The organism is Amycolatopsis melonis, assembly GCF_040064235.1.
Classification (GTDB): domain Bacteria; phylum Actinomycetota; class Actinomycetes; order Mycobacteriales; family Pseudonocardiaceae; genus Amycolatopsis; species Amycolatopsis melonis.
In genome coordinates this window covers 792795-817736 of sequence record NZ_JBDZYD010000001.1, presented here as the reverse complement: position 1 = coordinate 817736, position 24942 = coordinate 792795, and the positions used below count along the sequence as shown (strand labels likewise).

Annotated in this window: 19 protein-coding genes; 4 read left to right on the top strand and 15 right to left on the bottom strand. The window is 73.7% G+C overall.

Going from position 1 to position 24942, the window contains the following annotated elements:
- Positions 1-24: 24 nt before the first annotated feature.
- The 8 genes from ABJI51_RS03650 to ABJI51_RS03615 form a co-directional block, all read right to left on the bottom strand.
- Positions 25-1302 carry an ABC transporter substrate-binding protein gene (locus ABJI51_RS03650; protein ID WP_348947481.1) on the bottom strand — a complete coding sequence of 426 codons (1278 nt, stop codon included), beginning with the start codon at positions 1300-1302 and terminating at the stop codon, positions 25-27.
- Positions 1299-2396 carry a hypothetical protein gene (locus tag ABJI51_RS03645; RefSeq protein WP_348947480.1) on the bottom strand — a complete coding sequence of 366 codons (1098 nt, stop codon included), beginning with the start codon at positions 2394-2396 and terminating at the stop codon, positions 1299-1301. The genes ABJI51_RS03650 and ABJI51_RS03645 overlap by 4 nt, the downstream gene beginning before the upstream one ends.
- Complete coding sequence (locus ABJI51_RS03640) at positions 2393-3805, bottom strand: vWA domain-containing protein (RefSeq protein ID WP_348947668.1); 1413 nt, start codon at positions 3803-3805, stop codon at positions 2393-2395. Before ABJI51_RS03640 ends, ABJI51_RS03645 begins: the two co-directional genes overlap by 4 nt.
- A 5-nt stretch (positions 3806-3810) precedes the next feature.
- Positions 3811-5979, bottom strand: coding sequence for a serine/threonine-protein kinase (locus tag ABJI51_RS03635; RefSeq protein ID WP_348947479.1), 2169 nt, complete (start codon positions 5977-5979; stop codon positions 3811-3813).
- Positions 5976-7505, bottom strand: coding sequence for a S1 family peptidase (locus tag ABJI51_RS03630; protein ID WP_348947478.1), 1530 nt, complete (start codon positions 7503-7505; stop codon positions 5976-5978). Before ABJI51_RS03630 ends, ABJI51_RS03635 begins: the two co-directional genes overlap by 4 nt.
- Positions 7506-7658: 153 nt before the next feature.
- A complete protein-coding gene (locus ABJI51_RS03625; RefSeq protein ID WP_348947477.1) occupies positions 7659-8633 on the bottom strand; it encodes an ABC transporter permease in 975 nt (324 codons plus the stop codon).
- Positions 8630-9514, bottom strand: coding sequence for an ABC transporter ATP-binding protein (locus ABJI51_RS03620; RefSeq protein ID WP_348947476.1), 885 nt, complete (start codon positions 9512-9514; stop codon positions 8630-8632). Before ABJI51_RS03620 ends, ABJI51_RS03625 begins: the two co-directional genes overlap by 4 nt.
- Positions 9515-9523: 9 nt before the next feature.
- Positions 9524-9919 carry a GntR family transcriptional regulator gene (locus ABJI51_RS03615; protein WP_348947475.1) on the bottom strand — a complete coding sequence of 132 codons (396 nt, stop codon included), beginning with the start codon at positions 9917-9919 and terminating at the stop codon, positions 9524-9526.
- 128 nt (positions 9920-10047) lie between these two features.
- Between ABJI51_RS03615 and ABJI51_RS03610 the strand changes: the two genes are divergently transcribed.
- Both ABJI51_RS03610 and ABJI51_RS03605 read left to right on the top strand, forming a co-directional pair.
- Positions 10048-10821 carry a cyclase family protein gene (locus tag ABJI51_RS03610; RefSeq protein ID WP_348947474.1) on the top strand — a complete coding sequence of 258 codons (774 nt, stop codon included), beginning with the start codon at positions 10048-10050 and terminating at the stop codon, positions 10819-10821.
- The gene (locus tag ABJI51_RS03605; RefSeq protein WP_348947473.1) at positions 10818-12437 is read left to right on the top strand and encodes a thiamine pyrophosphate-binding protein; all 1620 of its coding nucleotides are present in this window, start codon (positions 10818-10820) and stop codon (positions 12435-12437) included. Before ABJI51_RS03610 ends, ABJI51_RS03605 begins: the two co-directional genes overlap by 4 nt.
- Before the next feature lie 733 nt (positions 12438-13170).
- Here ABJI51_RS03605 and ABJI51_RS03600 read toward each other — a convergent pair.
- From ABJI51_RS03600 to ABJI51_RS03590, 3 genes are read right to left on the bottom strand one after another with little or no spacing between them, the layout of a single operon-like run.
- A complete protein-coding gene (locus ABJI51_RS03600; RefSeq protein WP_348947472.1) occupies positions 13171-14400 on the bottom strand; it encodes an HNH endonuclease signature motif containing protein in 1230 nt (409 codons plus the stop codon).
- 34 nt (positions 14401-14434) lie between these two features.
- On the bottom strand, positions 14435-15835 hold the full coding sequence (locus ABJI51_RS03595) for a glycoside hydrolase family 43 protein (RefSeq protein ID WP_348947471.1): 1401 nt from the start codon (positions 15833-15835) through the stop codon (positions 14435-14437).
- An 18-nt stretch (positions 15836-15853) separates the two neighbouring features.
- On the bottom strand, positions 15854-16651 hold the full coding sequence (locus ABJI51_RS03590) for an aminotransferase class IV family protein (protein WP_348947470.1): 798 nt from the start codon (positions 16649-16651) through the stop codon (positions 15854-15856).
- A gap of 58 nt (positions 16652-16709) precedes the next feature.
- On the opposite strand from ABJI51_RS03590, the gene ABJI51_RS03585 reads away from it, so the two are divergent.
- The gene (locus tag ABJI51_RS03585) at positions 16710-17072 is read left to right on the top strand and encodes a MerR family transcriptional regulator (RefSeq protein WP_348947469.1); all 363 of its coding nucleotides are present in this window, start codon (positions 16710-16712) and stop codon (positions 17070-17072) included.
- Here the strand turns inward: ABJI51_RS03585 and ABJI51_RS03580 are convergent.
- The 3 genes from ABJI51_RS03580 to ABJI51_RS03570 are packed head-to-tail and all read right to left on the bottom strand — an operon-like array spanning position 17069 to position 19711.
- On the bottom strand, positions 17069-17923 hold the full coding sequence (locus ABJI51_RS03580; RefSeq protein ID WP_348947468.1) for a TIGR03619 family F420-dependent LLM class oxidoreductase: 855 nt from the start codon (positions 17921-17923) through the stop codon (positions 17069-17071). The two genes, ABJI51_RS03585 and ABJI51_RS03580, sit on opposite strands and share 4 nt — an antisense overlap.
- A 41-nt stretch (positions 17924-17964) precedes the next feature.
- A complete protein-coding gene (locus tag ABJI51_RS03575) occupies positions 17965-18366 on the bottom strand; it encodes a YkvA family protein (protein WP_348947467.1) in 402 nt (133 codons plus the stop codon).
- Between the two features lie 22 nt (positions 18367-18388).
- Positions 18389-19711, bottom strand: a complete 1323-nt coding sequence (locus ABJI51_RS03570) for a lamin tail domain-containing protein (protein ID WP_348947466.1) — start codon at positions 19709-19711, stop codon at positions 18389-18391.
- A 134-nt stretch (positions 19712-19845) separates the two neighbouring features.
- Between ABJI51_RS03570 and ABJI51_RS03565 the strand changes: the two genes are divergently transcribed.
- Positions 19846-23991, top strand: a complete 4146-nt coding sequence (locus ABJI51_RS03565) for a cation-translocating P-type ATPase (RefSeq protein WP_348947465.1) — start codon at positions 19846-19848, stop codon at positions 23989-23991.
- Between the two features lie 18 nt (positions 23992-24009).
- On the opposite strand, the gene ABJI51_RS03560 is transcribed toward ABJI51_RS03565, so the two are convergent.
- On the bottom strand, positions 24010-24930 hold the full coding sequence (locus ABJI51_RS03560; protein ID WP_348947464.1) for an alpha/beta fold hydrolase: 921 nt from the start codon (positions 24928-24930) through the stop codon (positions 24010-24012).
- Positions 24931-24942: the final 12 nt, after the last annotated feature.

Here is a 24942-nt window from a genome sequence, read left to right as displayed (position 1 = left end):
GGGTTCTCCTTCACTCTCCGGGACTCAGCACGGCAGGTCGAGCCACTGCTCGCGGGGCAGGCCGAGGCGCACCCGCTCCAGCTGCTCCAGCAGCGCGTCCAGCCGGTCGGGGTGGGCGAGGTACTCCAGCACCGCCTGGTAGAACGCGCTGGTCATGGCCGAGGGCATCAGGTCCGACGCGTCGAAGCACAGGCCGGTCCCGCCGGCCAGGGTCGCGGCGATCCGGCGGGTGACGTCGCTGCCGTAGACGTCCTGGCCGAGCAGCCGCCGGTGCACCGAGAACGTGGTGCCGCCGGACGGCCAGATCCGCTGCCCCCGCTCCCCCGCCAGGTAGGCCATGAGCCGGCGGGCCGCGGGGGTGTCGCGGAACATGCCGGCGAGGTCGGCGGACACCTCGGACGGCCCGCCTGCCGCGCCCGGGAACGGGAAGAACCGGAAGTCGCGGTCCGGCCGCCCGGCGTGCTCGTACCCGCCGATCGCGAAGGAGCCGAGGTGCTCCAGCGCGCACCCCGGCGGCGCCGTGAACAGGGCCTTGCCCGCGTCGGAGAAGGTGGTGAGCAGCGCCGCCGTGCTGCCGCCGCGGACCGCGCCAGGGGCCAGGACCAGCTCGCCCCACCGCTGCCACGCGTCCCGGACCGCCGGGTCGGTCCACGGCAGCCGTCCCGCCGCCCAGCCGCGGTAGGCGGCAGGCCCGGCGCGGTGCAGCAGGATGTCCTCGATCCAGTCGGTGCCGGGGAACCCGGAGTTGGGCGGGGCGCCCATGCCGAGGCACCACGGCGGCTGCCCGGCCGCCGCCAGCCGCCGCGACAGTGCCACCAGTTCGTCCCAAGTGGACGGTGCGGGCCCGGCGAACGTCTTCGGGGAGTACCAGACGATGCTCTTCAGGTCGGCCTTGACCGCGACCGCGTACCCGACGGTGCCGCCGAGCTGCTGCAGCTTCAGCCACTGCGGGCTGAACGCCTCGGCCGCCTCCGTGCCGAGGACGTCGTCCAGCGGTTTCAGCTCGCCCGAGCGCGCGTACCGCGCCAGTTCGGCGGGGTTGGACAGCACCGCGACGTCGGGCGGGGTGCCCTGCTGCAGGTCGCCGCGCAGCACCTGGTTCTGCGCGCGGGTTCCCTGGTACCGCACGGTGATCCCGGTTTCCCGGGTGAAGCCGTCGAGCACCCGCAGGAAGGCCGTCTGTTCGTCCTGGGTCCACGGGCCGAGCACCGTGACGACCGCCGCGTCGTCCCCGCTCGCGGAGCAGCCCGACACGCCGAGCACGACGGCCGCCAGCCAGGCGGCGATCCGCTGGGCTTTCACCGGCTTCTCGCCTCCCGGAACCGGTATTCGTCGAGCCGGGGCTGCAGCCCGGCCACGATCAGGAAGCCCGCCCCGAGGGCCAGCACGGGAATCCCGTAGCCGAGGCCCGGCGTCCAGGCCGGTTCGGTGAGCCCGGAACCCGGCAACGCCGGCTCGCGCGGCGGTGCGGGCGGCACGTCGGGCGGATGCGCGGCCGCGGCGGCGAAGGCGGTCACCGTGTCCCCGCAGCCGGTTCCGCACTGGGCGAGCAGCACCCGGGCGAGCGTCGCGCGGACCTGGCCCGCGGTCGCCGCGGTGACGGCGGACCGCGCGTCCACGGCGTGTTCGAGCGCGGCGCCGCTGTCCCGGGCGCCGGACTGCACGCCGAGCAGCAGTGCCGTGCCCGTGCCCAGCAGCACGAGGACCGCCGTCGCGGCCAGCAGGGCGACGTTCACCGTGCGCCGGAACCGCCGGGCGAGGAACCGCTGGGCCCACAGCAGCGCGGCGAGCAGGGCCACCAGCGGCAGCGCCCACAGCAGCGTGATCGCCGGGTTCAGCCAGGCGGCGGCGAGCTGGTCGTCGAGCGCGGCGCGCTGGGCGGCGGCGAGCTGGTCGAGCCGGGCGAGAATGCCGTTCTCCCCGTCGCTCAGCAGCCCGGCCGCGGACTGCAGGTTGCTCGCGGCGAGCGCGCGGCCCGCGTCCTGCCGGAAGTGCGCGTCGGCCTGCCCGATGAAGCCGTTGTAGGACGGCAGCAGCCCTTCGATCAGCTGCAGTGTCTGGCTGCCCTGCTCGCCCGCCGCGTTGTGCTCGGCTACCTGCGCCAGCTGCTGGCTGGCCAGGGCGATGCCGTCCTCGTACTGTTCGCTGGGGCCGGTCAGCCGGACCTGGCCGTGTTCGAAGGCGGCGACCGCCGCGCCGTGCGCGCCGACCAGGGCCTGCTTGGCCAGCGACACCTCCAGCACCGCGGGTGCGGTCCGCTCGCGGATCTCGGCGATGCTCGCCCGCACGCCGAGGAAGGTCGCCAGCGCGGTGCCCAGGACCAGCACGCTGCCGGCGACCAGCCCGAAGCGCAGCCACCAGAGCGTGTGGCGCGTGGTGCTCCTGGCCGTCGTCACGACACGGCTCCCGTCTCGAAGGGTTCACCGCAGCGCCCGCACCGCTTCGCCGACGGCCGCGCGTGGTGTCCACATCGGACACACTGACGCGGGACACCGCCCTCGTCGGACCGGGCGGGCGGGGCGGGCTCGGCCACGCTGCCGCTGAACGTGGAGATCGTCGAGCCGAGGACGAGCGAGAACCCGTCGCGCGGGCGCACCCCGTCCTTGACCGCGACGGTGCCGTCGGCGCGCACGTCGACCAGCCGGCCCAGGCGCTTGAGCACTTCCGCGTTGCCCAGCTCGGTCGCCAGCCGGACCGCGGTGGCCCATTCGCGCCCGGCCTCCGCCCGGTCGTCCCGCTCGAAGGCCTCCCAGCCGGCCCGGACCGCGCGGCCCAGCTCCGCCTGGCCGGTGACGCGGGCGACGTTCTCGTCCGGCACGCTCGACAGCGCCAGGTCGTCGGTCAGGTACCCGACGACCGGCTGCGGTTCGGCGACCACCACGTCCGCGCCCTCGGCCAGCGCGACGGTGCCGAGCAGCCGGTCCTCGTTCCGGGTCAGCTCGGCGGTGTCGACGTCGAGGCAGAGGTGGTACTCGCGCTGCTCGTCGCCCCAGGCACCGGTCGGCAGCTCGGTCACGCCACCCTCGGCCCGGCACTGCGCGGTCAGCTCCACCTCGGCCGGATGGACCTGTTTGACGAACCGCAGGCGGGCGTACGGCATCGTCGTCATCCGCAGCCGCAGATCGGGCAGCGTCCGGCCCATCGCCTGCGCGACCAGCCGCCGGAAGTCGGCGGCGAGCTCGGCGTCCTCCAGCACCGCGTCCGCGCTGCCGCGCAGCACCGAGGCGATGAGCTGCAGGTCGCGCGGCTCCCAGTCGTCCCCGATTCCCCTGGCGTCGCAGGCGAACTCGCCGCGGCAGCGGTCGAGTGCGGCCGCCAGCGCCGCCGGCGGCTCGGACTGGTTCCGGCCGTCGGTGAGCAGCACGGCGTGCCGGATGACCGCGGGCGTGGCACCGAACAGCTCGCGGGCGAGGTCCAGCCACGTGCTCATCGCGGTGCCGCCGCCGGCGATCAGCTCGGACACCGCCGCCTTCGCCTCCTGCCGCGTCCGCTCGTCCGCCACGGCCAGTCCCGGCCCGGCCGGGTAGACCAGCCGGGCCTGCCGGGTGCCTTCGACGACACCGAACAGCACGCCGTCGCGCAGGGTGTCGACGGCGACCCGGCACGCGTGCCGCGCGGCCTCGATCTTCGTGGGCGGCCAGTCCATCGAGCTGGAACAGTCCACCAGCAGCAGTTCGGCGGTCTGCGGCGGCGCGGCCGCCGTGGCCCCGGTGCCGGCGGCCCGCACGGTCAGCACGACGTCCATCCGGTCGTCCCGCGGGGCCAGGTACTTGTTCTGGCTGAGCTGGAGGGCGAACGACGGCATCGCGGTCACCTCCTCGTCCTCGGCCGGACGGCGTTGGCGAGGTCGACCAGCACGCCGTGTTCGTTCCGGTTCCCGGCCTGCTCGGCGAGCCGGCGCAGGGACTGCTCCAGCAGCGCGCGCAGGCCGCGTTCGGTGACGCGCCCGCCCAGGAGGGCGCCGCCGTCCCAGCCCTCGTCGCCGGGGAGCCCGGCCAGCACCGCCTCGCGGACCAGGGCTTCGAGCCGGTCCTGGGCCTCGCGGTCGAGGTACAGCTCGGGCAGGCGGCGTGCCGCGTCGGAGAAGTCGTCGCGGTCCGGTGGCCCGGACGGCAGCCGGGCGATCCGGATCCGCACGGCGGCGATGCGGGCGGCGTCGTAGTGCCGCGAAATCGGCGGCACGGCGTCGAGCAGCTCCACCGCGGCCGCCCGGCTGCGGAGGCGCAGCAAGCACCGCGCCAGCCCGAACGCGGCGCTGACCTGGCTGTGGTCGCGGTGCCACACCGAGCGGTAGCAGCGCTCGGCTTCCCCGGTCCGCCCGCGCAGCTCGGCACAGAAGCCGAGGGCCAGCTTCGGGGCCAGCTCGCCGGGCCAGCTGCGGTGCACCCGGTCGAACGCGGCCGCGGCCTGCCCGGGGTCGCCGCGGACCAGGGCCAGCAGCCCGTGGTGCCACGCGGCCCGCCAGTCGCGCGCGGCCTCGGCGCCGAGCAGCTCCTCGGCCGCCGACAGGGCCTGGGCCGCGCCGCCGGCGTCCTGCAGCGCGACGAGCGCCCGCGTCCTGGCGAAGGCGATCTCGGCCGAGGGCGGCCCGAACATCCCGAGCTTGTCCAGCCAGCGCTGCGGTCCCGGCGCGCCCGCGGCGGCGATGAACTCCGCGGCCGGATCGTCCGGGGCGACCCGCGGTACCGGCAGCCGGGCGGCCCCGCCCGCGGGGTCCGGCAGCCCGGGGTCCAGCTGCTCGCCGCCGGGTTCGCCGCCGAGCCAGTGGCCGAGGCCGGGCACCGCGCCGAGCCCGGCGTCGAGCAGCTCGGCGGTGTCCTCGAACAGCGGCGACGGCACCGGCCGCGGCCGTTCGTCGCGCAGGGACAAGATTTCCCGCCGGACACCGTCGAGCTGCTCGGCCATCTCGGCCGCCGTCGCGAACCGCCGTTCGTACGGCGCGACCGCCCGCTCGATGACCCGGCGCAGGGATTCGACGCCGCCGGTGCCGCGGTCTCCGGCCGCGGCGTCCAGCAGCACCTCCAGCGTCCGGCCGACGGTGTGCAGGTCCGACCGCACGGTGGCGCCGTAGCGGGCGAGTTCGTGTTTCGGGGCCCGGAAACCTTCGGTGTCCACGGGCGGGTTGACCCGGTCGCCGATCGCGCGGGCCGCGCCGAGGTCGATGATCTTCACCCGCTTGTCGCCGTGGATGACGTTGTCCGGCTTCATGTCGCAGTAGAGCAGGCCTTCGCCGTGCAGGTAGTCCAGCGCGGCGAGGATCGCGCGGCCGTAGACGATCACGTGCTCCACCCGCGGCGGCGGCCCCTCCGCCAGCAGGTCGCGCAGCGACCGGCCGCCGACGTACTCCATCACCAGGTAGGTGTCCGGCGCGTCGCCGCCGGGCGGGACGTGCTCGGCGAAGTCGTTGATCCGCACGATGTTCGGGTGGTCGAGCCGGATGAGGACGTCGCGTTCGACCCGCGCCAGCTCGCGCAGCACGGTGTTGCCGCTGTTGATCACGCCCTTGAGCACGACGTGCTGGCCGCCGAGCGCGGTGTCGGCGGCCAGGTACACCCAGCCGAGGCCGCCGCGGGCGAAGCAGCCGAGGACCTCGTAGCGGTCGCCGACGCGGTCCCCGCGGTTCAGCTTGGGCAGGAAGGAGAACGGCTCGCCGCAGTTTTCGCAGAAGCCCTCCGCGTAGGCCGGCTCGCCGGCGTACGCGCGGCCGACGGGTTCCGAGCAGTGGCCGCAGAAGCGGTACCGCTCGGGGTAGTCCGGGTCGGTGAGGACGAGCTTCTCCGGGTCCGGCACCTCGATCGCGGGCAGCGAGTGGAAGTCCGTGTCCCCGCCCCAGAGATCGACGCTCCGCCGGGTGCTCTCCGGAGCTGTTCCGGACACCGCGGCAGGCTCCTCGGCGGGGATCCCGCGGCGGCCGCAGACCTCGCAGAAGCCGATGGGCCCGACCGGTTTCCCGTGACACCACGCCGGTTCCGCCGTCATGCACCCTCCAGCCTGCGGCGGACCGCACGGACGTACTCCTCGACCCGGTCCTCGGCCTCGGGCGCGAACCCGGTCACCGCCGCCATGGCCGGGCGGTACAGCTGCCCGAGCGCGTCGTCCTCCATCAGGCCCGCGTCGGTGGCCTTGGCGTTGTACGCCCGCAGCCGGCCGCGCAGCTCGGCGTACCGGGCCGCACGGTCGTCCAGCTCGGCGTGCAGCCGGACGAGCGTGCGCCGGGCGGCCTCGGCGTCGCGCTCGGTCACCGCCAGCGCGCGCCGCACGCGGCCCGGTTCGACGTGCGTGCCCGCCGACCGCAGCGCGGCCAGCCGCAGGCGCAGGTCCGCGGTCAGGCCGGGGACGGGCACCGGGCAGCCGCGCGGGCCGGCGTGGACGGCGCGCTCCCGGGTGCGTTCCTCCTCGTGCTCCACCATGTCGACCAGCAGCGCCAGCCGGTCGAGCCGCCGGGCGTTCCGTTCGGTCTCCCAGCGGCGGGCCAGCTCGAGGCCGGGCGAACCCGGCCTGCTGAACTGCACCAGGACCGTGGCGCCCTTGTCCATCAACGGTTTCACCGCGCCGGTGAGCACCTCCTCCGGCGCCCGCGACGCGTCGACGGCGGCCACCGCCACCGCGACGTCCTCCGGGCTGTCCCGCAGCGCGGCGGTGGCCTGCTCGGTGCCGATGCCCGCGTTGACGTGCCGCGCCACCTCGTCGGCGGTCTTGCCGGTGGCGTCCACGATCGCCACGAACCCCTCGCCCAGGCGCGGGGTGGCCGAGCCGGGACGGGACACCCGCCGCTCGCGCCGCACCAGATCCAGGAAGTCGCGCGGCCCGATCGCGACGACCAGCGGCCCGGCGGGCAGCGGCGGGGGCTCGCCGACCCACCCGGCGACCGCCGGGACGTGCCGGACGATCACCTCGACCGGGATCAGGTAGGCGAGCCCGAGCCGTTCGTCGGTGTACTCGGTGACCACCATGCCGAGCACCGCGCCGGTCGCCTTGTCGATGACGCCGGCGCCGCTGAAGCCGCGGCGGACCCGCTCGCCGGGCAGCTTCGAGTTCAGCTGGATCCACTCGCCACCGGCGCCGGTGGGCCCGGCCAGCTCGGCGTTGTTGACCCAGACGCCGTGCCGGTGCGGCGGCGGGAAGCCGTAGGTGTGCACGACCCGGTCGCGCACGGCGCCGAGCCGCACGAGCGGGGCGCCCGGCACGCCGGGGAACGCCTCGCTCAGCTCCAGCAGCGCGATGTCCCCGCGGCCGTCCTCCGACGGCGGCACCCAGCAGCCGGGCCGCACGCCGGCGAGCGTCTCGGGCATGCCGGGCAGGCCGACGAACCGGACCAGCACCGCGTGGGGTTTCGAAAGCGCTTCCTCCCCCGCGGCCTGGACCACGTGCGCGCACGTGAGCACCGTGCTCGCGCCCAGCAGCATGCCGGCACCCAGGGTCCGGCCGGACGGGTCCAGCACGCACACCCGCCACGGTTCCGGCTCCCCCGCGTGCCCAGCGGCCGAACCGTCGTCCTCCCTCACCGGATGCGACCTTACGGCGGCCCACCGACAGTCCGGACGCGGTTCGCCCGCTTCCCGCCGCAGATCACCCGAACGGCCGCAGTATCCGGAGAATCCCGTGGTGAGCAACCCACGAACCGGCCGCACCGGGTGGTGGACATCCGCCGGACCGGCTCAGGCGATCGTGCGCAACCGCCGCAGTGCGAAGAACACCAGCGCCGCGGTGAGAACGGCGAAGATCCCGGCCTCGATGCCCTGGAAGACCCAGAACCGGTCCCCCGGCTGGAACTGCAGCCAGTTGGTGGCGCCCGGCCCCACGTCGCCTGCCCCGCCGCACCCGCCCGGCGGGCACGGGCCGAGCTGGGCGTCGGGCAGCACCAGCTCGCCCGCCGCGTTGCGCACGCCCTGGGCGAGAACCCAGTCACCGGACGCGGGATTCGGCGTCTGCCCGCCCGTCGGCGAGAAGGTCAGGCTCTGCGGCGGCAGGTAGCGCGGCCGCGCGAAGATCTCGATCGCGGCACGCACCGCCACGTACCCGGCCAGCGCGATCCCCATGGCGGGCAGCACTTTCCGGAACCAGGCACCGGCGAAGACGCCGAGCGCGAGCGCGAAGAGCGTGTACACCACCGGGACGATCCCCTGGACGTCGAAGGAGACGTACGCCAGCCGGCCGGTGCTCGCGGAGACCAGCGGCTCGAACCACCACGACACGCCGAGGGCGTACCCGACGGCCAGGACCGTGGTGATCCCGCCCAGCAGGCCGAACTTCACCAGCGCCCAGTGCCGCCTGCTGACGCCCTGGGTCCAGACCAGGCGGTGGGTGCCCTGCTCGATCTCCCTGGCGACCAGCGGCGCGCCGAAGAACACGCCGACCAGCACCGGCAGGACGACGAACAGGACGGCCACCAGCGTCAGGCTGCCGAACTGCTGCTGGAACTGGTGGCCGAGGGTGCCGCAGCGCGCCACCGCCTCGGTCTGCGCGATCGTCGACGCGGCGCCGAGCGCGGCCCGGCAGGCGGGCAGGCCGAGGCTGTCGGCCTTCGCGTGCATCGCCAGGCCGGTGGGCACCATGATCGCGGCGAGCACGCCGAGGGCTCCGAGGGTGAACAGCGCCTGCCTGCGGTACTGGCGCCAGGTCAGCCAGATCATGCCGGCACCTCCCATGCGGCCGCGGCCACCCGGGTCTCGGCCTCGGCGAGGTAGGCCAGCACGACGTCCTCCAGTGTCACCTCATGCTCCGTCCACAGTGGATCGATCGGCCCGTCGCCGCGCCGGACCAGCAGGGTCGACTGGCGTCCGGTGTGGCTGGCGCGGACCACCTTGCCGACGCCCGCGATCGCGTCGCTGCCCGCGCGGGGCCCGACGAGCGTGCAGTGCGTGGCGAGGAGGTCGTCGACCGCGCCGGTCAGCTGCACGCGCGAGGTCTGCAGGACGACCAGGAAGTCACAGCTGCGTTCGAGGTCGGCGAGCAGGTGCGAGGACAGCAGCACGGTGGTCTCGCTTTCGGCCACCGCGCCCATCAGTGCCTGCATGAACTCGCGCCGGGCGAGCGGGTCGAGGCTCGCGATCGGCTCGTCGAGCAGCAGCAGCCGCGGCCGCTTGGCCAGTGCGAGGGCCAGCGCGACCTGCGCCCGCTGCCCGCCCGACAGCTTGCCCACCGGCTTGCCCGGCGGGATGCCGAGCCCGGCGAGCCGGTCGCGGGCCAGCGCGGCGTCCCAGCGGCGGTTCAGCCTGCCGCCCATGGTGATCAGCTCGGCCGCGGTGAAGTCGCGGTACAGCGGGGCGTCCTGCGCGACGAACCCGATGTCGGGCAGCACGGACCGCGGGTCCCTGCCGAAGACGCGCACCTCCCCCGCGTCCGGCCGCAGCAGCCCGACGGCCAGGTGCAGCAACGTGGACTTGCCCGCGCCGTTCGGCCCCACCAGCGCGGCGACCCGCCCGGCGGGCACCGCCAGCGAGCAGTCCTGCAACGCCCAGGTGCGCCCGTACCGCTTGCCCAGCGCACGGGCCTCGATTGCCGGTTCTCCCACCGGAACTCCCTACGAAAGATCGTGCGGCACCGCGGTGCCGCGCAACGTGGTCTCGAACAGCGCCGCGATGTCGTCGGCCGACATCCCGGCGGCTTCGGCGCGCTCCAGCCAGGCCACCAGCTCGTCGCGCAGCTGCGCCTGGCTGCCGAGCGACGGCCCGGCGAGGCTGCCGGTGACGAAGGTGCCGACCCCCGGCCTGCCTTCCGCGAGGCCCTCCAGCACCAGCTCGCGGTAGGCCTTGAGCACGGTGTTCGGGTTGATCGCCAGTGCCTGCGCCACTTCGCGCACCTTCGGCAGCTGGTCGCCCGGGCGCAGCAGGCCGACGCGCAGCGCCTGCTTCACCTGGACGACGAGCTGGACGTAGGTGGCGACCTTGGACCGCCCGTCCAGGACGAACTCGATCACCTGCCCGCCTCTCTATTGTCCTACGACATTAAGACAACGACATTAAGACAACACTGCGGAGCGTTCGTCTGTCAAGCGATCCAGGCATAGGGTCGGGCCCGGACGGACACCGGGACCGGGAGGCAGTCATGGCGTTGCTGGACGATCTGGGCAAGGCGATCGCGGGCGGGACGGTCGAGATCGTCGACCTCACCGCGCCGCTGAGCGCGAGCACGCCGATCCTGCGGCTGCCCGAGCCGTTCGCCAACACCATCCCGTTCCGGCTGGAGGAGATCAGCCGCTACGACGAGCGTGGCCCGCGGTGGTACTGGAACGACATCCACACCGGCGAGCACACCGGCACCCACCTCGACGTCCCCGTGCACTGGGTGTCCGGAAAGGACGGTCACGACGTCTCGCAGGTGCCGCTGAAGACGCTGGTCGCCCCCGCGGTCGTGCTGGACTTCTCCGCGCGGGCCGCGGCGGACCCGGACTTCCTGCTCTCCATCGACGACGTCCGCGGGTGGACGGCCGAGCACGGCCCGCTGCCCGACGGCGGCTGGCTGCTCTACCGCACCGGCTGGGACGCGCGCAGCGGTGACGCGGAGGCGTTCCTCAACGCCGACGAGACCGGGTCGCACACCCCGGGCGTCTCCCCCGAGTGCGCGCGGTGGCTCGCCGAGGAAACCCCGATCACCGGGCTCGGCGTCGAAACGGTCGGCACCGACGCGGGACAGGCACCCGGCCTGGAGCCGATGTTCCCCTGCCACGAGCTGCTGCTGGGTGCGGGCAAGCACGGGCTGACCCAGCTGCAGAACCTCGCGTCGCTGCCGCCGACCGGGACGCTGCTGGTGGTGTCGCCGCTGCCGATCGTCGGCGGGTCCGGCAGCCCGGCGCGCGTGCTGGCCCTGGTGGAGCGGTGAACGTCGCCGAGCTGGTCGGCCGGACGCTGGCGGGCCTCGGCGCGGGCACGGCGTTCGGCGTGGTGGGCAGCGGCAACTTCGAGGTGACGAACGCGCTGCGCGCGGGCGGCGTCCGGTTCGTCGCCGCCCGCCACGAGGGTGGTGCGGCGAGCATGGCCGACGCCTACGCGCGGATCAGCGGCAAGGTGTCGGTGCTGTCGCTGCACCAGGGTTGCGGGCTGACCAACGCGGTCACCGGCATCACCGAGGCGGCGAAGAGCCGCACGCCGATGCTGGTGCTGACGGCCGACTCCGCGGGCGCGTCGGTGCTGTCCAACTTCCGCATCGACCAGGACGGCCTGGCGGCGGCGGTCGGCGCGGTGCCGGAGCGCGTGCACTCGGCCGCGAGCGCGTTCGCCGACACGCTGCGGGCGTTCCGGACCGCCCGGCAGCAACGCCGGACGGTGGTGCTGAACCTGCCCCTGGACGTCCAGGCCGAGCAGGCCCCGGAGCCACCCCCGCTGCCGCCGGTCCCGGGCCCGGCACCGGTACGCCCGGACGCGGCGGCGGTGGCCGAGCTGGCCGAGCTGCTGGCGGCGGCGGAGCGGCCGGTGTTCATCGCGGGCCGCGGCGCGCGCGGAAGCGGCGAGGTGCTGCGGGAGCTGGCGGCGCGGTGCGGCGCGCTGCCGGCGACGTCGGCGGTGGCACACGGGCTGTTCCACGGCGACGAGTTCGCGCTGGGCATCGCGGGCGGGTTCGCGTCCCCGGTGGCGGCCGAGCTGATCGTGGGCGCCGACCTGGTGGTGGGCTGGGGCTGCGCGCTGAACATGTGGACCACCCGGCACGGCAAGCTGCTGAGCCCGCACGCAAAGCTCGTCCAGGTCGACATCGAGCAGGCGGCACTGGGCGCACACCGCCCGATCGACCTCGGCATCACCGGAGACGTGTCCTGCACGGCGTCGGACGTGCTGCCCCTGATCCGGCAACGGCAGGGTTACCGCACGGAGGAGGTGGCAGCCCGGATCGCAAGGGGCCGCTGGAACGACGTGGAGCACGAGGACCTGTCCCGCGGCGGCCGCATCGACCCGCGGACGCTGAGCAGGCTCCTGGACGAGCTGCTGCCGTCGTCCCGGATCGTCGCGGTCGATTCCGGCAATTTCATGGGTTACCCGAGCGCGTACCTGTCGGTCCCGGACGAGCAGGGATTCTGCTTCACGCAGGCGTTCCAGAGCATCGGCCTGGGCCTGGGCACGGCCATCGGAGCGGCACTGGCCCGCCCGGACCGCCTCCCGGTACTGGGCACGGGTGACGGCGGCTTCCACATGGCACTGTCCGAACTGGACACAGCGGTCCGCCTGAAGCTGCCCCTGGTGGTGATCGTGTACAACGACGCGGCGTACGGAGCGGAGGTCCACCATTTCGGCGGGGCGGACATGACAACGGTCCGCTTCCCGGAGTCCGCCTGCGCGGCGATCGCCCGCGGTTTCGGCTGCGCGGGGGTGACGGTCCGGTCGCCGGAGGACCTGTTCGCGGTCCGGGAGTGGCTGGCGGGTCCTCGGAAGGCCCCGTTGGTCATCGACGCGAAGATCGCCGATGACGGTGGTTCGTGGTGGCTCGCGGAGGCATTTCGGCACTGACTGGTTCGACCGCCCGCCCGGGGGGCCGGCTCGCCGAGTACGTGCCCGGCGACCGGCCTGGGTGATGCTGGGGGCGCCGACTTTGCGCCCCGACGACGGTGGTTCGTGATGGCTCGCGGAAGCGTTCCGACACTGACTGGTTCAACCGCCCGCCCGACGGGGACCCGCTCGCCGAATGTGCACCCGGCGAGCGGCCTGGGTGATGCTGGGGGCGCCGACTTTGCGCCCCGACGACGGTGGTTCATGGTGGCCCGCGGAAGCGTTCCGACACTGACCGGTTCAACCGCCCGCCCGACGGGCACCGGCTCGCCGAATGCGCACCCGGCGAGCGGCCTGGGTGACGCTGGGGGCGCCGACTTTGCGCCCCGACGACGGTGGTTCGCGGTGGCCCGCGGAAGCGTTCCGACACTGACCGGTTCAACCGCCCGCCCGACGGGACCGGCTCGCCGAATGCGCACCCGGCGAACGGCCCTGGGCGATGCTGGGAGCGCCGACTTTGCGCCCCGACGACGGTGGTTCATGGTGGCTCGCGGAAGCGTTCCAGCACTGACCGGTTCGACCACCTGCCCGACGGGGACCGGCTCGCCGAGTGCGTACCCTGCGAGCGGCGGGAGTGATGCTGGGGGCGCCGACTCTGCCTGGATGGCGAGGGAAGGTCACGAACCGGGTTCCAGCCCTGGTTATCTCGCCCGCGGGTGTAGGCCCGTAGCCTTGTGGCTGCGGGCCTGTCCCGTCACGCTGCGAATGGCAGCGGTTCGTGGAGGTTGTTGCGCCGGGGTTTTCGGCGCCTGTCCAACCAGGTCGGTGGCAGGAATTCCGGTAACCCGTCGGCGGCGATGCGGACTTCCCATCCGGAGCGGTGTAGCAGCCGGTGGTGGTGGGCGCACATCAGGACCAGGTTGCCTAGTTCGGTGGGTCCGCCTTCGGACCAGTGCCGGATGTGGTGGCCCTGGCAGTGTCGGGGTGGCCGATGGCAGCCGGGGAAGGCGCAGCCGCGGTCGCGCAGGTACAGGGCTCGGCGGATGCCGGGTGGGACCAGGCGTCGGAGGCGGCCGACGTCGAGGGGTTCGCTGTGGCTGCCCAGGACCGCGGGGATGACCATGCAATCGCAGGCGTGCAGCCGCGCTTCGGCGGCGGAGATGGTTCCGGTATCACCGAGGAGAGCCTTGCCGATGCCGGTCTTCAAGTCTTCCAGGGAGATCGCGACCATCACGTGGGCGCGTTCCCCGGCCTGCATCGGCAGCTCCGGGGAGTTGGCGGCGAGGTCCATCGCATCGGAGAAGGCGTCGCCGTAGCGTTCCAGCGGGGAACGCAGATCCGGGCCTTCGTCGGTGGAGCGCCGCTGGGCCAGGGCATCCAGGACCGCGCTGGCCCGGGTGCCGGTCTCGTCATCGAACCGGCCGTGCAACTCCCAAACTCCGGATCTTTTGCGTCGCAAGGACAGTTCGCGGTCCGGCCGGGCGGGTTCGGTGTCCTGAGGAGGCTGGCCGTCAGGATGGAGATGGGCCAGGATTCGCGCGCCAAGGGTCGCGACCTGCTTGTGCCCGGCATCGGCAGCAAACCCCAGCAGGTCCTGCTCGACCCGATCACGATGCTCGGGCGGAACGTCCCGCAACACGGTGACGATCGTGTCGATCATCGGATCGCTTAAGCGTCCTTCGCGGGCCACCGAAGCGACCTCGGGAGCCAAGGGAGGTATGGGAGTGCCGTCAAGGGCAAGGCCAGGCTGGAGCTGCCGGGCCCGCTTGACCAAGACTTCCGCGGCATGCCGGGGCAGATCGGCGAGATGCTCCAGAAACCGCGCCACGGAACGGTATCCGAACATCTCCATCACGCCGCGCTGCTCGATCCCGACCAGGATGGCGCCGATTTCCGCTTCCCTGGACCGGATCTCCGCGAACAGCTCACCGAGCCGGTCGGCGAGGGCCTCCGGTTCGGCGTTCCACACAGCGTTGTCGGCCATAACCCCAGAGTGCCCGACCTTCGAACGCATGTCATCACTCGACCAGGTGAACCGAACGATACCGAAACTCCCGAAGCACCACAGAACCCGAAAGAACCTCGACACCAATCATCCGCCCAGTGAACCCACCGGCAACCTCAGTGGAGAGATACCGGCCGTCAAAGACACCAAGAACACGAGAAGACCCCAGAGACAACTCGAGAAGATCAGGCCCGTCACCCCCGGCAAGAGCGCGAATCCGAAGAGAAACATCACTACCGGAAGGAACAACAGCGACATCGCTGACCGAAGGACCCACAGCAAGAGTACAGGTGACAGAATCCGAAGAAGCAGTCAACCCATACCAATGCCGGTCATCAAGCCGGACCAGAAACCGGCCGACGCCGGAAGAAACGTCGAGCCGGACGGAAGCAGTCCACAGCTCGTCGAGAGCCCGGGTCACCAGCATCCCGGGTCCGAGCACCAGAGACCCAGGAGAATCCCACCGGCAGAACGACGAAGGCGGAGCGCCGGGCGAAACCCACCGAGGATCCAGCGAAGAATCCGGGAAGACCTCGACAAAACTGCGATCCCGGGGTGGAACAGCAAAACGGGACTCGTCGACGACAGGCCACCCGTCAACCCAGTCGACTCCGGCCAGGAAAGTCTCCCGGCCGTTGACGTGGAAAGACGGAGTGACACCCCGGGGCCGAACTCCCAGATACACCATGGCCCAGCTGCCGTCGGCACAGGAAACGAGGTCGGCGTGCCCGGTGTTCTGCACCGGATGGGTCGTACTCCGGTGCGTCAGGACGGGATTCCCGGGCGCAGGCTCGAAAGGACCGTCCAGCGTCCGGGCCCGCGCGACAGTGACCGCGTGCCCCCGCTCGGTGCCGCCCTCGGCCAGCAGTAGGTACCACCAGCCGTCGATGCGGTACAAATGCGGTCCCTCGGGGTAGGCCAGCCCGGATCCGGTCCACAGTGGACGAGGGTCGTCGAGCAGGACACCCGAAAGCGGGTCGATCGGTGCGCTCACGATGGGCGGGGACGTCGGGGAGAACGTCGCCCAGGTCAGGTGGCAGACGCCGTCGTCGTCCCAGCACAGGTCCGGGTCGATGCCGCCCGTTCCCGGGACGTGCACCGGGTCCGACCACGGGCCCGACGGGTCCTCCGCCGTCACGATCAGGTGGCCGCGGTCGTCCGAGACGTTCGTGGTCACCACGTGGAACAAGCCGTCGTGGTGGCGCAGCGTGGGGGCGAAGACGCCCCGGCTCGGGCGCAGTCCGCCGAGCCGGGGCAGGGCGTGGCCGATCAGCTCCCAGTTCACCAGGTCCGTGCTGCGGTGGATCGGGACGCCCGGCACGTACTCGAAACTCGAGTTCGCCAGGTAGTACGTCCCGCCGACGCGGCAGATCGACGGATCGGGGTGGAAGCCCGGGATGATCGGGACCGTCATCGGCGTCTCCTCACGACGTCACAGCGACACCGGCGATTCTTCCCGATACGCCCCGTGCAGCGCCTCCAGGAACGCCGGCGCCGCGGGCAGCGGCACCGGCCCGATCCGGCGGACCGCCACCCCGGGCGTCCACGAGTTCATCACCACTCCCCCGGCCAGCGACGGCAGATCCGCCGGTGTGACCGCCTCGACGCGCTGGGGTACGCCTAGGCGGTCCAGCTGACGGCGCACGATTCCCATCGTGATCCCGCCCAGCACCTCGGCTTCCGGCCACACCACCGCGGAACCGTCCCAGAACGCCAGGTTCCAGATGGTGGCCTCGCTCAGGCGGCCGCGGCGGTCGACGAACGCGGCGTCGTCCGCCCCTTCGGCCTTGGCCTTGCGGAGGAAGTACGTCTTGGCCACTTCGCCGACGTGCTTGAACTGCGGGAGCGTGCGCTCGTGCTCGACCACCGACAGCGCCAGCGGCCCCCGCGGGCCGTCGGCGGGCGGTCCGGTGCGGACCAGCACGTCGAGTTCCGCCTCGTCCGCCGTGAACTCCCCGGCCGGGGAATAGACCGTCGCCGTCAGGGAGACGTCGGAGGGGCCCGCCTGCACTGCCGTGCGCAGCAGGTCCCGGACGCGGTCGTCGGGCAGGGCCCGGCCGAACAGCTCCAGCGACGCCGTCCGCAGGCGCCGCAGGTGGAGGTCGAGTCCCCGCACCCGGCCGTCGCGCACCTGCATGGCCGTGAAATGCGCGTAGCCGGAGAACGCCAGCGGGGCCAGGTCTTCGGCCGTCGCCGGGCGGCCGTTCCGTTGCACCACGAAGAATGTCATACCGGCACGGTAGAATCTGACACCGGTGTGAGATTCAAGGGCGGATGACGGAGATCACATGAAGATCGGGGAGCTGGCCCGCCGGACCGGCGTCAGCCCGCGCCTGCTGCGCTACTACGAAGAACAGGGGCTGCTCACGTCGGAACGCGCCGGGCGCGGCCACCGCCGGTACGCCGAGGACGCGCCGGACGTCGTCGAGCACATCCGGGCGCTGCTCGCCGCCGGGCTGTCGACCAGCGCGATCCGCGAGCTGCTGCCGTGCGTCGAGGCGCCGGGCCCGGCGCTGGAACACTGCGCCGCGCCGATGCTGCGGGACCACCTCGAAGGCATCGACGGGAAGATCTCGACCCTGCAGAACTCGCGGGCCGCGCTGTCGGACCTGCTCGCCGCGACCGAACCGCGGAGCGGGCAGCCTGGCTAGCCCAACGCAAACCGCGTGGCGAACGCCTCCAGTTCCGCCCGCCGCCGTCCCGGTTCGGCCGTCGACGGGCTGACCACGATCCGGGTCACGCCCTGTGCCGCCAGCGTCTCGACGTCCTCTTTGGACAGATCCAGCGAACCCCAGCGCGTGTACTGCAAGCCATCCGGGTCGCGCCCCTCCGCGGCCGCCGTCGAGCGGACCAGGTCGAGCTGGGAACGACGCTCGTCCGGGGTGAGCATGCCACCCGGGAACCAGCCGTCCCCGCGGCGCCCGGCCCGCCGGGCCGCCGCCGCGCTCGACCCTCCGATGTGGATCGGCAGTTCCCGGACCCCCACCGGTTTCGGGAAGCTGCAAACTCCGTCGAGACGGAAGAACTCGCCCTCGAAAGTGACGCCGTCCTCGCCGCTCGCCCACAGCAGCCGCAGGACGTCGATCGCTTCGCCCGCTCGGCGGCCGCGGGTCGCGAAGTCGACGCCGACAGCCGCCGCTTCGCCCGGTAGCGCGCCGACGCCGACCGTCAGGAGGCGCATGCGGCCGCCGGAAAGGACGTCGATCGTGGCCAGCCTCTTGGCCAGTACCACCGGGTGGTGGTACGGCAGCAGCAGGACGCCGGTGCCGAGCAGGATGCGCCGCGTCGTGGCGGCGATGAACGCGAGGCACTCCAGCGGGTCCGCGTACGGCAGCGACGGCGGCAGCTCCATCGCCCCGATCTTCGCACCGGGGTACAGCGCCACGTGCTCCGGCAGGTACACCGACTCGAACCCGCATTCCTCCGCGTCACGGGCGAACCCGGCGAGCGTCTCGGGGCCGGTGCCGAAAGCGGGTGTGCTGTAACTGATTCCGAACTTCACGGTGGCCGACGCTAAACGTTGACGCCCACGGCAGGGCAAGCTCAGCCGATCCGGGTCACCCGGCACAGGGCGGCGAACCCGTCGTCGGTGCCCGGCCAGTGGGCGCGGACCGCGTCGATGCCTGCGCGGCGCACCACTCCGCGCAGGACCGCCGTCACGATGATCGCGTCGTCGGCGTAGCCGAGTACCGGGATGAAGTCGGGGACCAGGTCGATCGGCAGCGCGAGGTAGGCCAGCAGCAGGCCGAGCCGGACCCGGACGCCGCGCGGCAACGTCTTGTCCGCGGCCAGCCGGCGCAGCAGCCGCAGGACGTCCGGCAGCAGCCGCAGCGCCTCCCGCAGCAGGCCGCCGCGGGGCCGGGCGGCCAGCAGGGCCACGATCAGGACGAGCCAGGCGAGCAGCAGCGCGGCGGCGATGCCGATCAGGACGTCCCAGCCGTTCATGACGCCGAGGCTACCGGGGGGGTCAGCAGGCGAGCGTGCCCTGGCGCAGCGCGTGCCCGTCGTCGTTGCCGTCGTCGGCCCAGTAGACCGGCTTGACGCCGTTCACGCAGCCGTCCGAGATCGCGAAGCCCTCGTTGTTGAAGTCGGGCATGCCGGACGGCCGGGCGTAGACCGCCGTGGTCGCGAAGCGGCCGGACGCGCCGAGCCGCATCGTGCGGTGCTCGCCGTGGCACGTGTCGTCGCAGACCACCCACAGCCGCGCGGCCTGCGGTTCCCACTGCAGCTCCATCACCGTGCCCAGCCCGCTCGCGAACGACGTCACGCGGGTGAACGCCCCCGAGTCCTGCAGGACGTACCCGTGGATCATGCCGGTGCCCTCGACGCCGGCGAAGAACACTCCCCCGCTGTGCGGGCCGTAGCGGGCGGGGTCGTACGGGGCGCCCGTGGACTCGTCGAGCAGGCCGGTCAGGGCCGTGTCGGGAATCCACGTGAGACCCTCGAAGCCGAGGTTGGCGCCGACCGGGGGCAGGTCGGCGGTCAGGTTCCACTCGCGGGTGGCGGTCAGGGTGGTGCCGGTGCCGCCGACGTCGTAGCGCAGCACGGACAGGCGGCTGGTGCCGGACGCGGCGGCGTCCCGCTCACTGGCGACGAACACGGCACCGGCGGCGGCCGTCACGCCTTCGCTGTCCGGGCTGCCGGAGCCACCGGGGAACCGCAGTGCCTTGCCCGACGCCCAGCCTGCCGACGTGTCCGGTGTCCAGCCGGGCCCGCCCGGCAGCAGGCGCCACAGCCGCCCGGAGTTCTGCACCGCCCACAGCGCGCCGCCGTCCGGGGACAGGCCGCTGAGGTCCTCGCCGAAGACGTTCGCCGCGTCCGCCGTGGTCACCGCGCTGCCGCCGGGCCAGGCGGCGGCGCAGGCGTTCGGGCCGCCGAGGGTCACCGCGGCCGCCGCGAACGCCCCGGTCCCGTCCGGGCAGCGCGACCACGACGGCGCCGAGTGCGTGCTCCAGCGGAAGCTGTCGGCCAGTGAGCCGTCCGGCCGGTACAGCCGCGCCGCGTCCGACGAGCCGAGGCCGAACGCGGCGTGGACGTCGAACGCGCGGAACCCACCGGCGGCCAGGGTCGTCCCGGCCGGGATCCTGAACTTCGAGCTGTCCGACGAGTCCTTCAGCACCCAGCCCGAGAGGTCGACGGCCGCGGTGCCGGTGTTGACCAGTTCGATCGAGTCGTTCACCGATCCGGTGGTCACGACCTCGTTGATGCGGACGTCCGCCGGGGCGGCCGCGGCGGGACCGGCGGTGAGCAGGACACCCAGGACGACGCAGAAGACGCGGAAGGCGAGCACGCTGCCAGGATCCCGGCGCGACACGACCGTCCGCACTCCGGCAGACGGGTTTTCCTTGAACACTGTCGGAAAGTTTTGATCACCGCCGGTGCGGGAAGCCGTCAGTGAGGTGTCGGTCAGCGGGAAGGTTCGGCGTGCTCGGAACTCTGATGGCGGTGACGAAGGCCGGGGCGGCGCTCGCCCTGGCCGGTCCGCTTCTGGTGACGCGGGAAGCGAAGAAGGCGGTTTCGGCGATCGGCCCGCTCGTCGGGGAGCTGACCGAGGGCGCGGCCGGGACCGTGGCCGAGGTGACCGCCACGACCGGCCGCACGACGGTCCGCGCCGCGCGGGTCGTGCGCAACGCCGCCGGGGCCCGCTCCGCCGTGTGGCGCGCCGGGCGGCGCCTGCACGTGCCGCTGCGGCCCGGCGACGACGGTGCCCGCCCGGACCCGGCCGCGTTCGCCGCCGAGGTGGCCGGGCACGAGAGCGTCGCCGGGGCCTACTGGGACGGCGGGCTCGGCAGCGTGGTCATCTACCTGGCCGAAGAGGACACGTGTGACGCCGTCGTCGGCTGGATCGGCGAGCACTGCGGACGGCACGGGCTGGTCCCGGCCGAGCCGGGCGACTGCGCCCCCGCGCACCCCGGCGACACCTACGGCGTGCGGGCGGCGGCGCTGGCACTGGCGATGGACGTCGCCGGGCTGGCCGTCTCGCTCGGGACCCGCTCCGGCCGCCTGCATGCGGGGGTGAAGGCCGCGGTCTCGGCGGCCCGCGAGCACCCGGCCGTCCGGTCCGCGCTGGACGAGCAGTTCGGCTGGTACACCGCCGAGCTGGCGCGCGCGGCAGTCTCCGCCGCCGTGCGCGGGTTGAGCCAGGACCCGCAGGAGCTGGTGCTCGACGCCGCCCTGCGCACCGGGCAGCTGGCCGAGGCGATTGCCCGGCTGGCCGCGTTCGACGCCGTCCACGACGACCTCTGCTCGCCCGAGCGGCCCAGCCTCGGCGTGACACCGCCGCAGCGGCGGGTCCGGGTGCCCTCGGAGGACTACGCGCACACCGCGGTCAGCGGTGGCCTGCTCGCCGCGCTGGCCGACCTGCTCGTGCGCCGCAACGCCGGCGAAGCCGCCGAAGCGTTCCTGACGACGTCTCCGCTGCCTGCCCGCTACGCCGACACGGCCTTCCACAGCGCGATGGGCACCGCGTTCGCCCGTGAAGGGGTGCTCGTCCGCGATCCGGACCGGCTCAAGGCACTGGACACAGTGGACACTGTGGTGCTGCACGCCGATGCGCTGCACGGCAAGGACGGGCTGGACCCGCACGCCGAAGCCGTGCTGGACGCCGCGCGGCGCGCCGAGGCGCGGGTGGTCCTTTTCGGACCGGACGTCCGCGACCGGCTCGGCGAGTTCGCCGCGCTCGCCGACGACGTCGTCGGCGAGGACGAGACGTTTGCGGGGCTGGTGACGCGGCTGCAGGACGAGGACCACGTGGTGCTCACCGTCGGGCGGCCGCCCGCGCAGTGCAGCCCGAACTGCGACGAAGTGGCCGGCCTGTTGTCCGGAGACCTGTGCGTCGCGCTCGCCGACCGCAACGCCCCGGTGCTGTGGGGCGCGGACCTGGTCGTGCGCCCCGGGCTGACCGGCGTGTGGCGGGTGCTGCGGGCCGCGGGCGCCGCACGCGCGACCAGCAAGCGCGCCACCCGCGTGGCGACCGCGGGCGGCCTGATCGGCGGGCTGCTGCTGATGTCCGGCCGCCGCCGGTCGCGGCTGGACCCCGTGCTGCTCGGCGGAATCAGCGGGCTCGCCATGGGCTGGTTCGCCGCGCTGCGCGTCGCCGCGACGCCGCCGCCGTCCGGCCGGGTGCGGATCGCCTGGCACGAGCTGCCCGCCGACGACGTCGTCCGGCGGCTGGACGAACTGCGCGAAGAGCCAACGCATTGGGAGCTGGCCAAGGAGCGGGTGCGGGCGGTGGCGCGGCATCCGGCGGCCGCGCCGGTGCGGTTCGGGGCCGGGCTGGCCGCCGACGTCGTCGCCGAGCTGAACGACCCGCTGACCCCGGTGCTGGCCCTCGGTGCGGCGGCGTCGGCGGTGGTCGGGTCGCCGGTGGACGCGCTGCTGGTGGCCGCGGCGATGGGGCTGAACGCGGTGGTCGGCGGGGCGCAGCAGTTCCGCGGCCGCCGGGCGCTGGCCAAGCTGCGCGAAGGCGAGCGGCAGCGGGCCCGCCGCGCGGGCGGCAAGGTCGTCGACGCCCGGGTGCTGCGGCCCGGCGACCGCATCGAGCTGCGCGTGGGCGACGTCGTCCCGGCCGACGCCCGGCTGCTGACCGGCAGCGACCTCGAAGTCGACGAATCCGCGCTGACCGGCGAGTCGCTGCCGGTCGCCAAGCAGCTCGACCCGGTGCCGGGCGCGCCGATGGCCGAGCGCAGCTGCCTGGTCTTCGCGGGGACGACGGTGGTCAGCGGCGAAGGCACGGCGGTGGTCGTCGCCGTCGGCTCGGAGACCGTGGCAGGCCGCGCGGTCGAGCTGGCCACGCGGACGTCGGCCGCCGCCGGGATCCAGGCCCGGCTGCAGGACCTCACCCGCCGGGCGCTGCCGCTGACGCTGCTCGGCGGCGCGCTCGTCACCGGGCTGTCGGCGATCCGCGGGCGGCCGATGCGCCGCGCGCTGGCCGGCGGGGTCGCGATCGCCGTCGCCGCGGTGCCCGAGGGACTGCCGCTCGTGGCGACCGTGGCCCAGCGCGCGGCGGCCCGGCGGCTGTCGGCCCGCGGCATCCTCGTGCGGGCCCCGCGGGCGCTGGAAGCGTTGGGGCGCTTGGACGTCGTGTGCTTCGACAAGACCGGGACGCTGACCGAGAACCGGCTGCGCGTGGTGACCACGACCGGCCCCGACGGCCGGGCCCGCAAGCCGGAGCCGGGCGACGCGGTGCTGCGGGCCGCCGCCCGGGCGTGTCCCGGCACGCTCGACGACCCCCACGTGCGGGCGCACGCCACCGACCACGCCGTGCTGGCGGCCGCGGGCCCGGACGAGGACTGGACCGAGCTGGCCGGCCAGCCGTTCGAGGCGAACCGGGGCTACTCGGCGACCGTCGGGCGGGTCGGCGACGGCGAGCCGGTCCTGCTGGTCAAGGGCGCACCGGAGATCGTCCTTCCCGCTTGCTCCGATGTGGACGTTCCCTCCGCGGAAGCGTTGGCGGACAAGGGGTTGCGTGTGCTCGCGGTGGCGTCCCGGAAAGCCGGTGCCGCCCTCGACGGCGACGACTCCGACGTGCTGGCCGACCTGGAGTTCCTCGGGTTCGTCGGCCTGGCCGACACCCTGCGGCCGACCGCCGAGCCGCTGATCGGCGGCCTGCGTGCGGCCGGGATCGCGCCGGTGATGCTCACCGGCGACCACCCGAACACCGCGCGGGCCATCGCGACGTCGCTCGGGTGGCCCGCCGACGCCCCGGTCGTCACCGGCGACGAGCTGGCCGGGCTGGACCGCGCCGGGCGGGCCGAGCTGCTGGCGGGCGCGGGGGTGATCGCCCGCGTCGCGCCGGAGCAGAAGCTGCAGGTCGTCGAGGCGCTGCGGGAGGCGGGCCGGGTGACGGCGATGGTCGGCGACGGCGCGAACGACGCGGCCGCCATCCGCGCCGCGGACGTCGGCATCGGCGTGCGCGCCCGGTCGTCGACGGCGGCGCGCACCGCGGCCGACGTCGCGCTGACCGACGAGGACCTGACGGTGCTTCTGGAAGCCGTGGCCGAGGGCCGTGCGTTGTGGCGCAGCGTGTCGGACGCGGTGACGATCCTGGTCGGCGGCAACGCGGGCGAGATCGGCTTCTCGGTGCTGGGCACGCTGGTCTCGGGCGACTCGCCGCTGGGCACGCGGCAGCTGCTGCTGGTCAACCTGCTGACCGACCTGTTCCCGGCGATGGCGGTGGCGGTCACCCGCCCGGACGACGACGGGCCCGGCGGCCTCGGCGAGGGCCTGACCCGCGACATCACCAGCCGCGGCGTGACGACCGGCGTCGGCGCGACGACGGCGTGGCTGCTCGGCCGGTTCACCCCGGGCACGGTGCGCCGCACGAGCACGATGGCGCTGTGCGGCCTGGTCGGCACCCAGCTGGCCCAGACCCTGCGCGGCCGCCGCCGCAGCCCGCTGGTGATCGCCACGGCGGCGGGGTCCGCACTGGCGCTGGCGGCGATCGTGCAGACGCCGGGGATCAGCCAGTTCTTCGGCTGCACGCCGCTGGGCCCGCTGGCGTGGGCCGGTGTCGGCGCGGGCGTCACGGCCGGGGCGCTGACCTCGTCCCTGCCGGTCCTGCGGGCATGAACTACCGGTAGGAGCCGTTCACAGCTGCTTGAAGAAGCCCAGCAGGGCCTCGTTCACCTCGGCGGGCCGTTCCATCTGGACCCAGTGGCCGGCACCCGGGACGTCGACGATGCCGCGCACGTCCGTCGCCGCCTTCGTGATGGCCGTGGGGTCGGTGAACGCGCGGGTGATGTCCGTTTCGCCGCAGAGGTAGAACGCCGGCCGCGTGATCGGCGTGTGCTGCCACGGTGCCAGCAACGCCCAGTTGCGGTCGATGTTGCGGTACCAGTTCAGCCCGCCGGTGAACCCCGAGCGCCTGAACGACTCCACCGCCGCGTCGACGTCTTCGGCCGCCAGCCAGTCCGGCAACGGCTGCGGATCGGTGAACACGTCGAGGAAACCGCCGCCCTCGGGCACGACCGGGGCGCCCGCCGAACCGCCGAGCAGCTTCCGGAACGTCGTGGGCAGGTCCGCCCCGAACTCCGCCTCCGCCACGCCCGGCCGCTGGAAGTAGAGCTGGTAGAAGCCCTCGCCGAAGTGCTGCCGCAGCAGGCTCAGCGGCGGCGCGGGCGCCCGCAGCGACGGCGGGACGCTGATCCCGGCGACCCCGCGCACCAGGTCCGGGCGCAGCAGCGCGGTGTGCCAGGCGACCGGCGCACCCCAGTCGTGCCCGACCACGATCGCGCTTTCCTCGCCCAGCGCGCCGATCAGCGCGACGACGTCGCCGACCAGGTGCAGCAACGTGTAGTGCTCCACCCCGTCGGGACAGCTGCTGCGGCCGAATCCCCGCTGGTCCGGCGCCACGACGCGGTATCCCGCGTCCGCGAGCGGCCCCAGCTGGTGGCGCCACGAATGCGCCGTCTCGGGCCAGCCGTGCAGCAGCAGCACGAGCGGCCCCTCCCCCTGCTCCACGTAGTGCAGGGTGATCCCGTTGACGTCCACGGTCCGGTCGGTCGGCACCGCTTTTCTCCT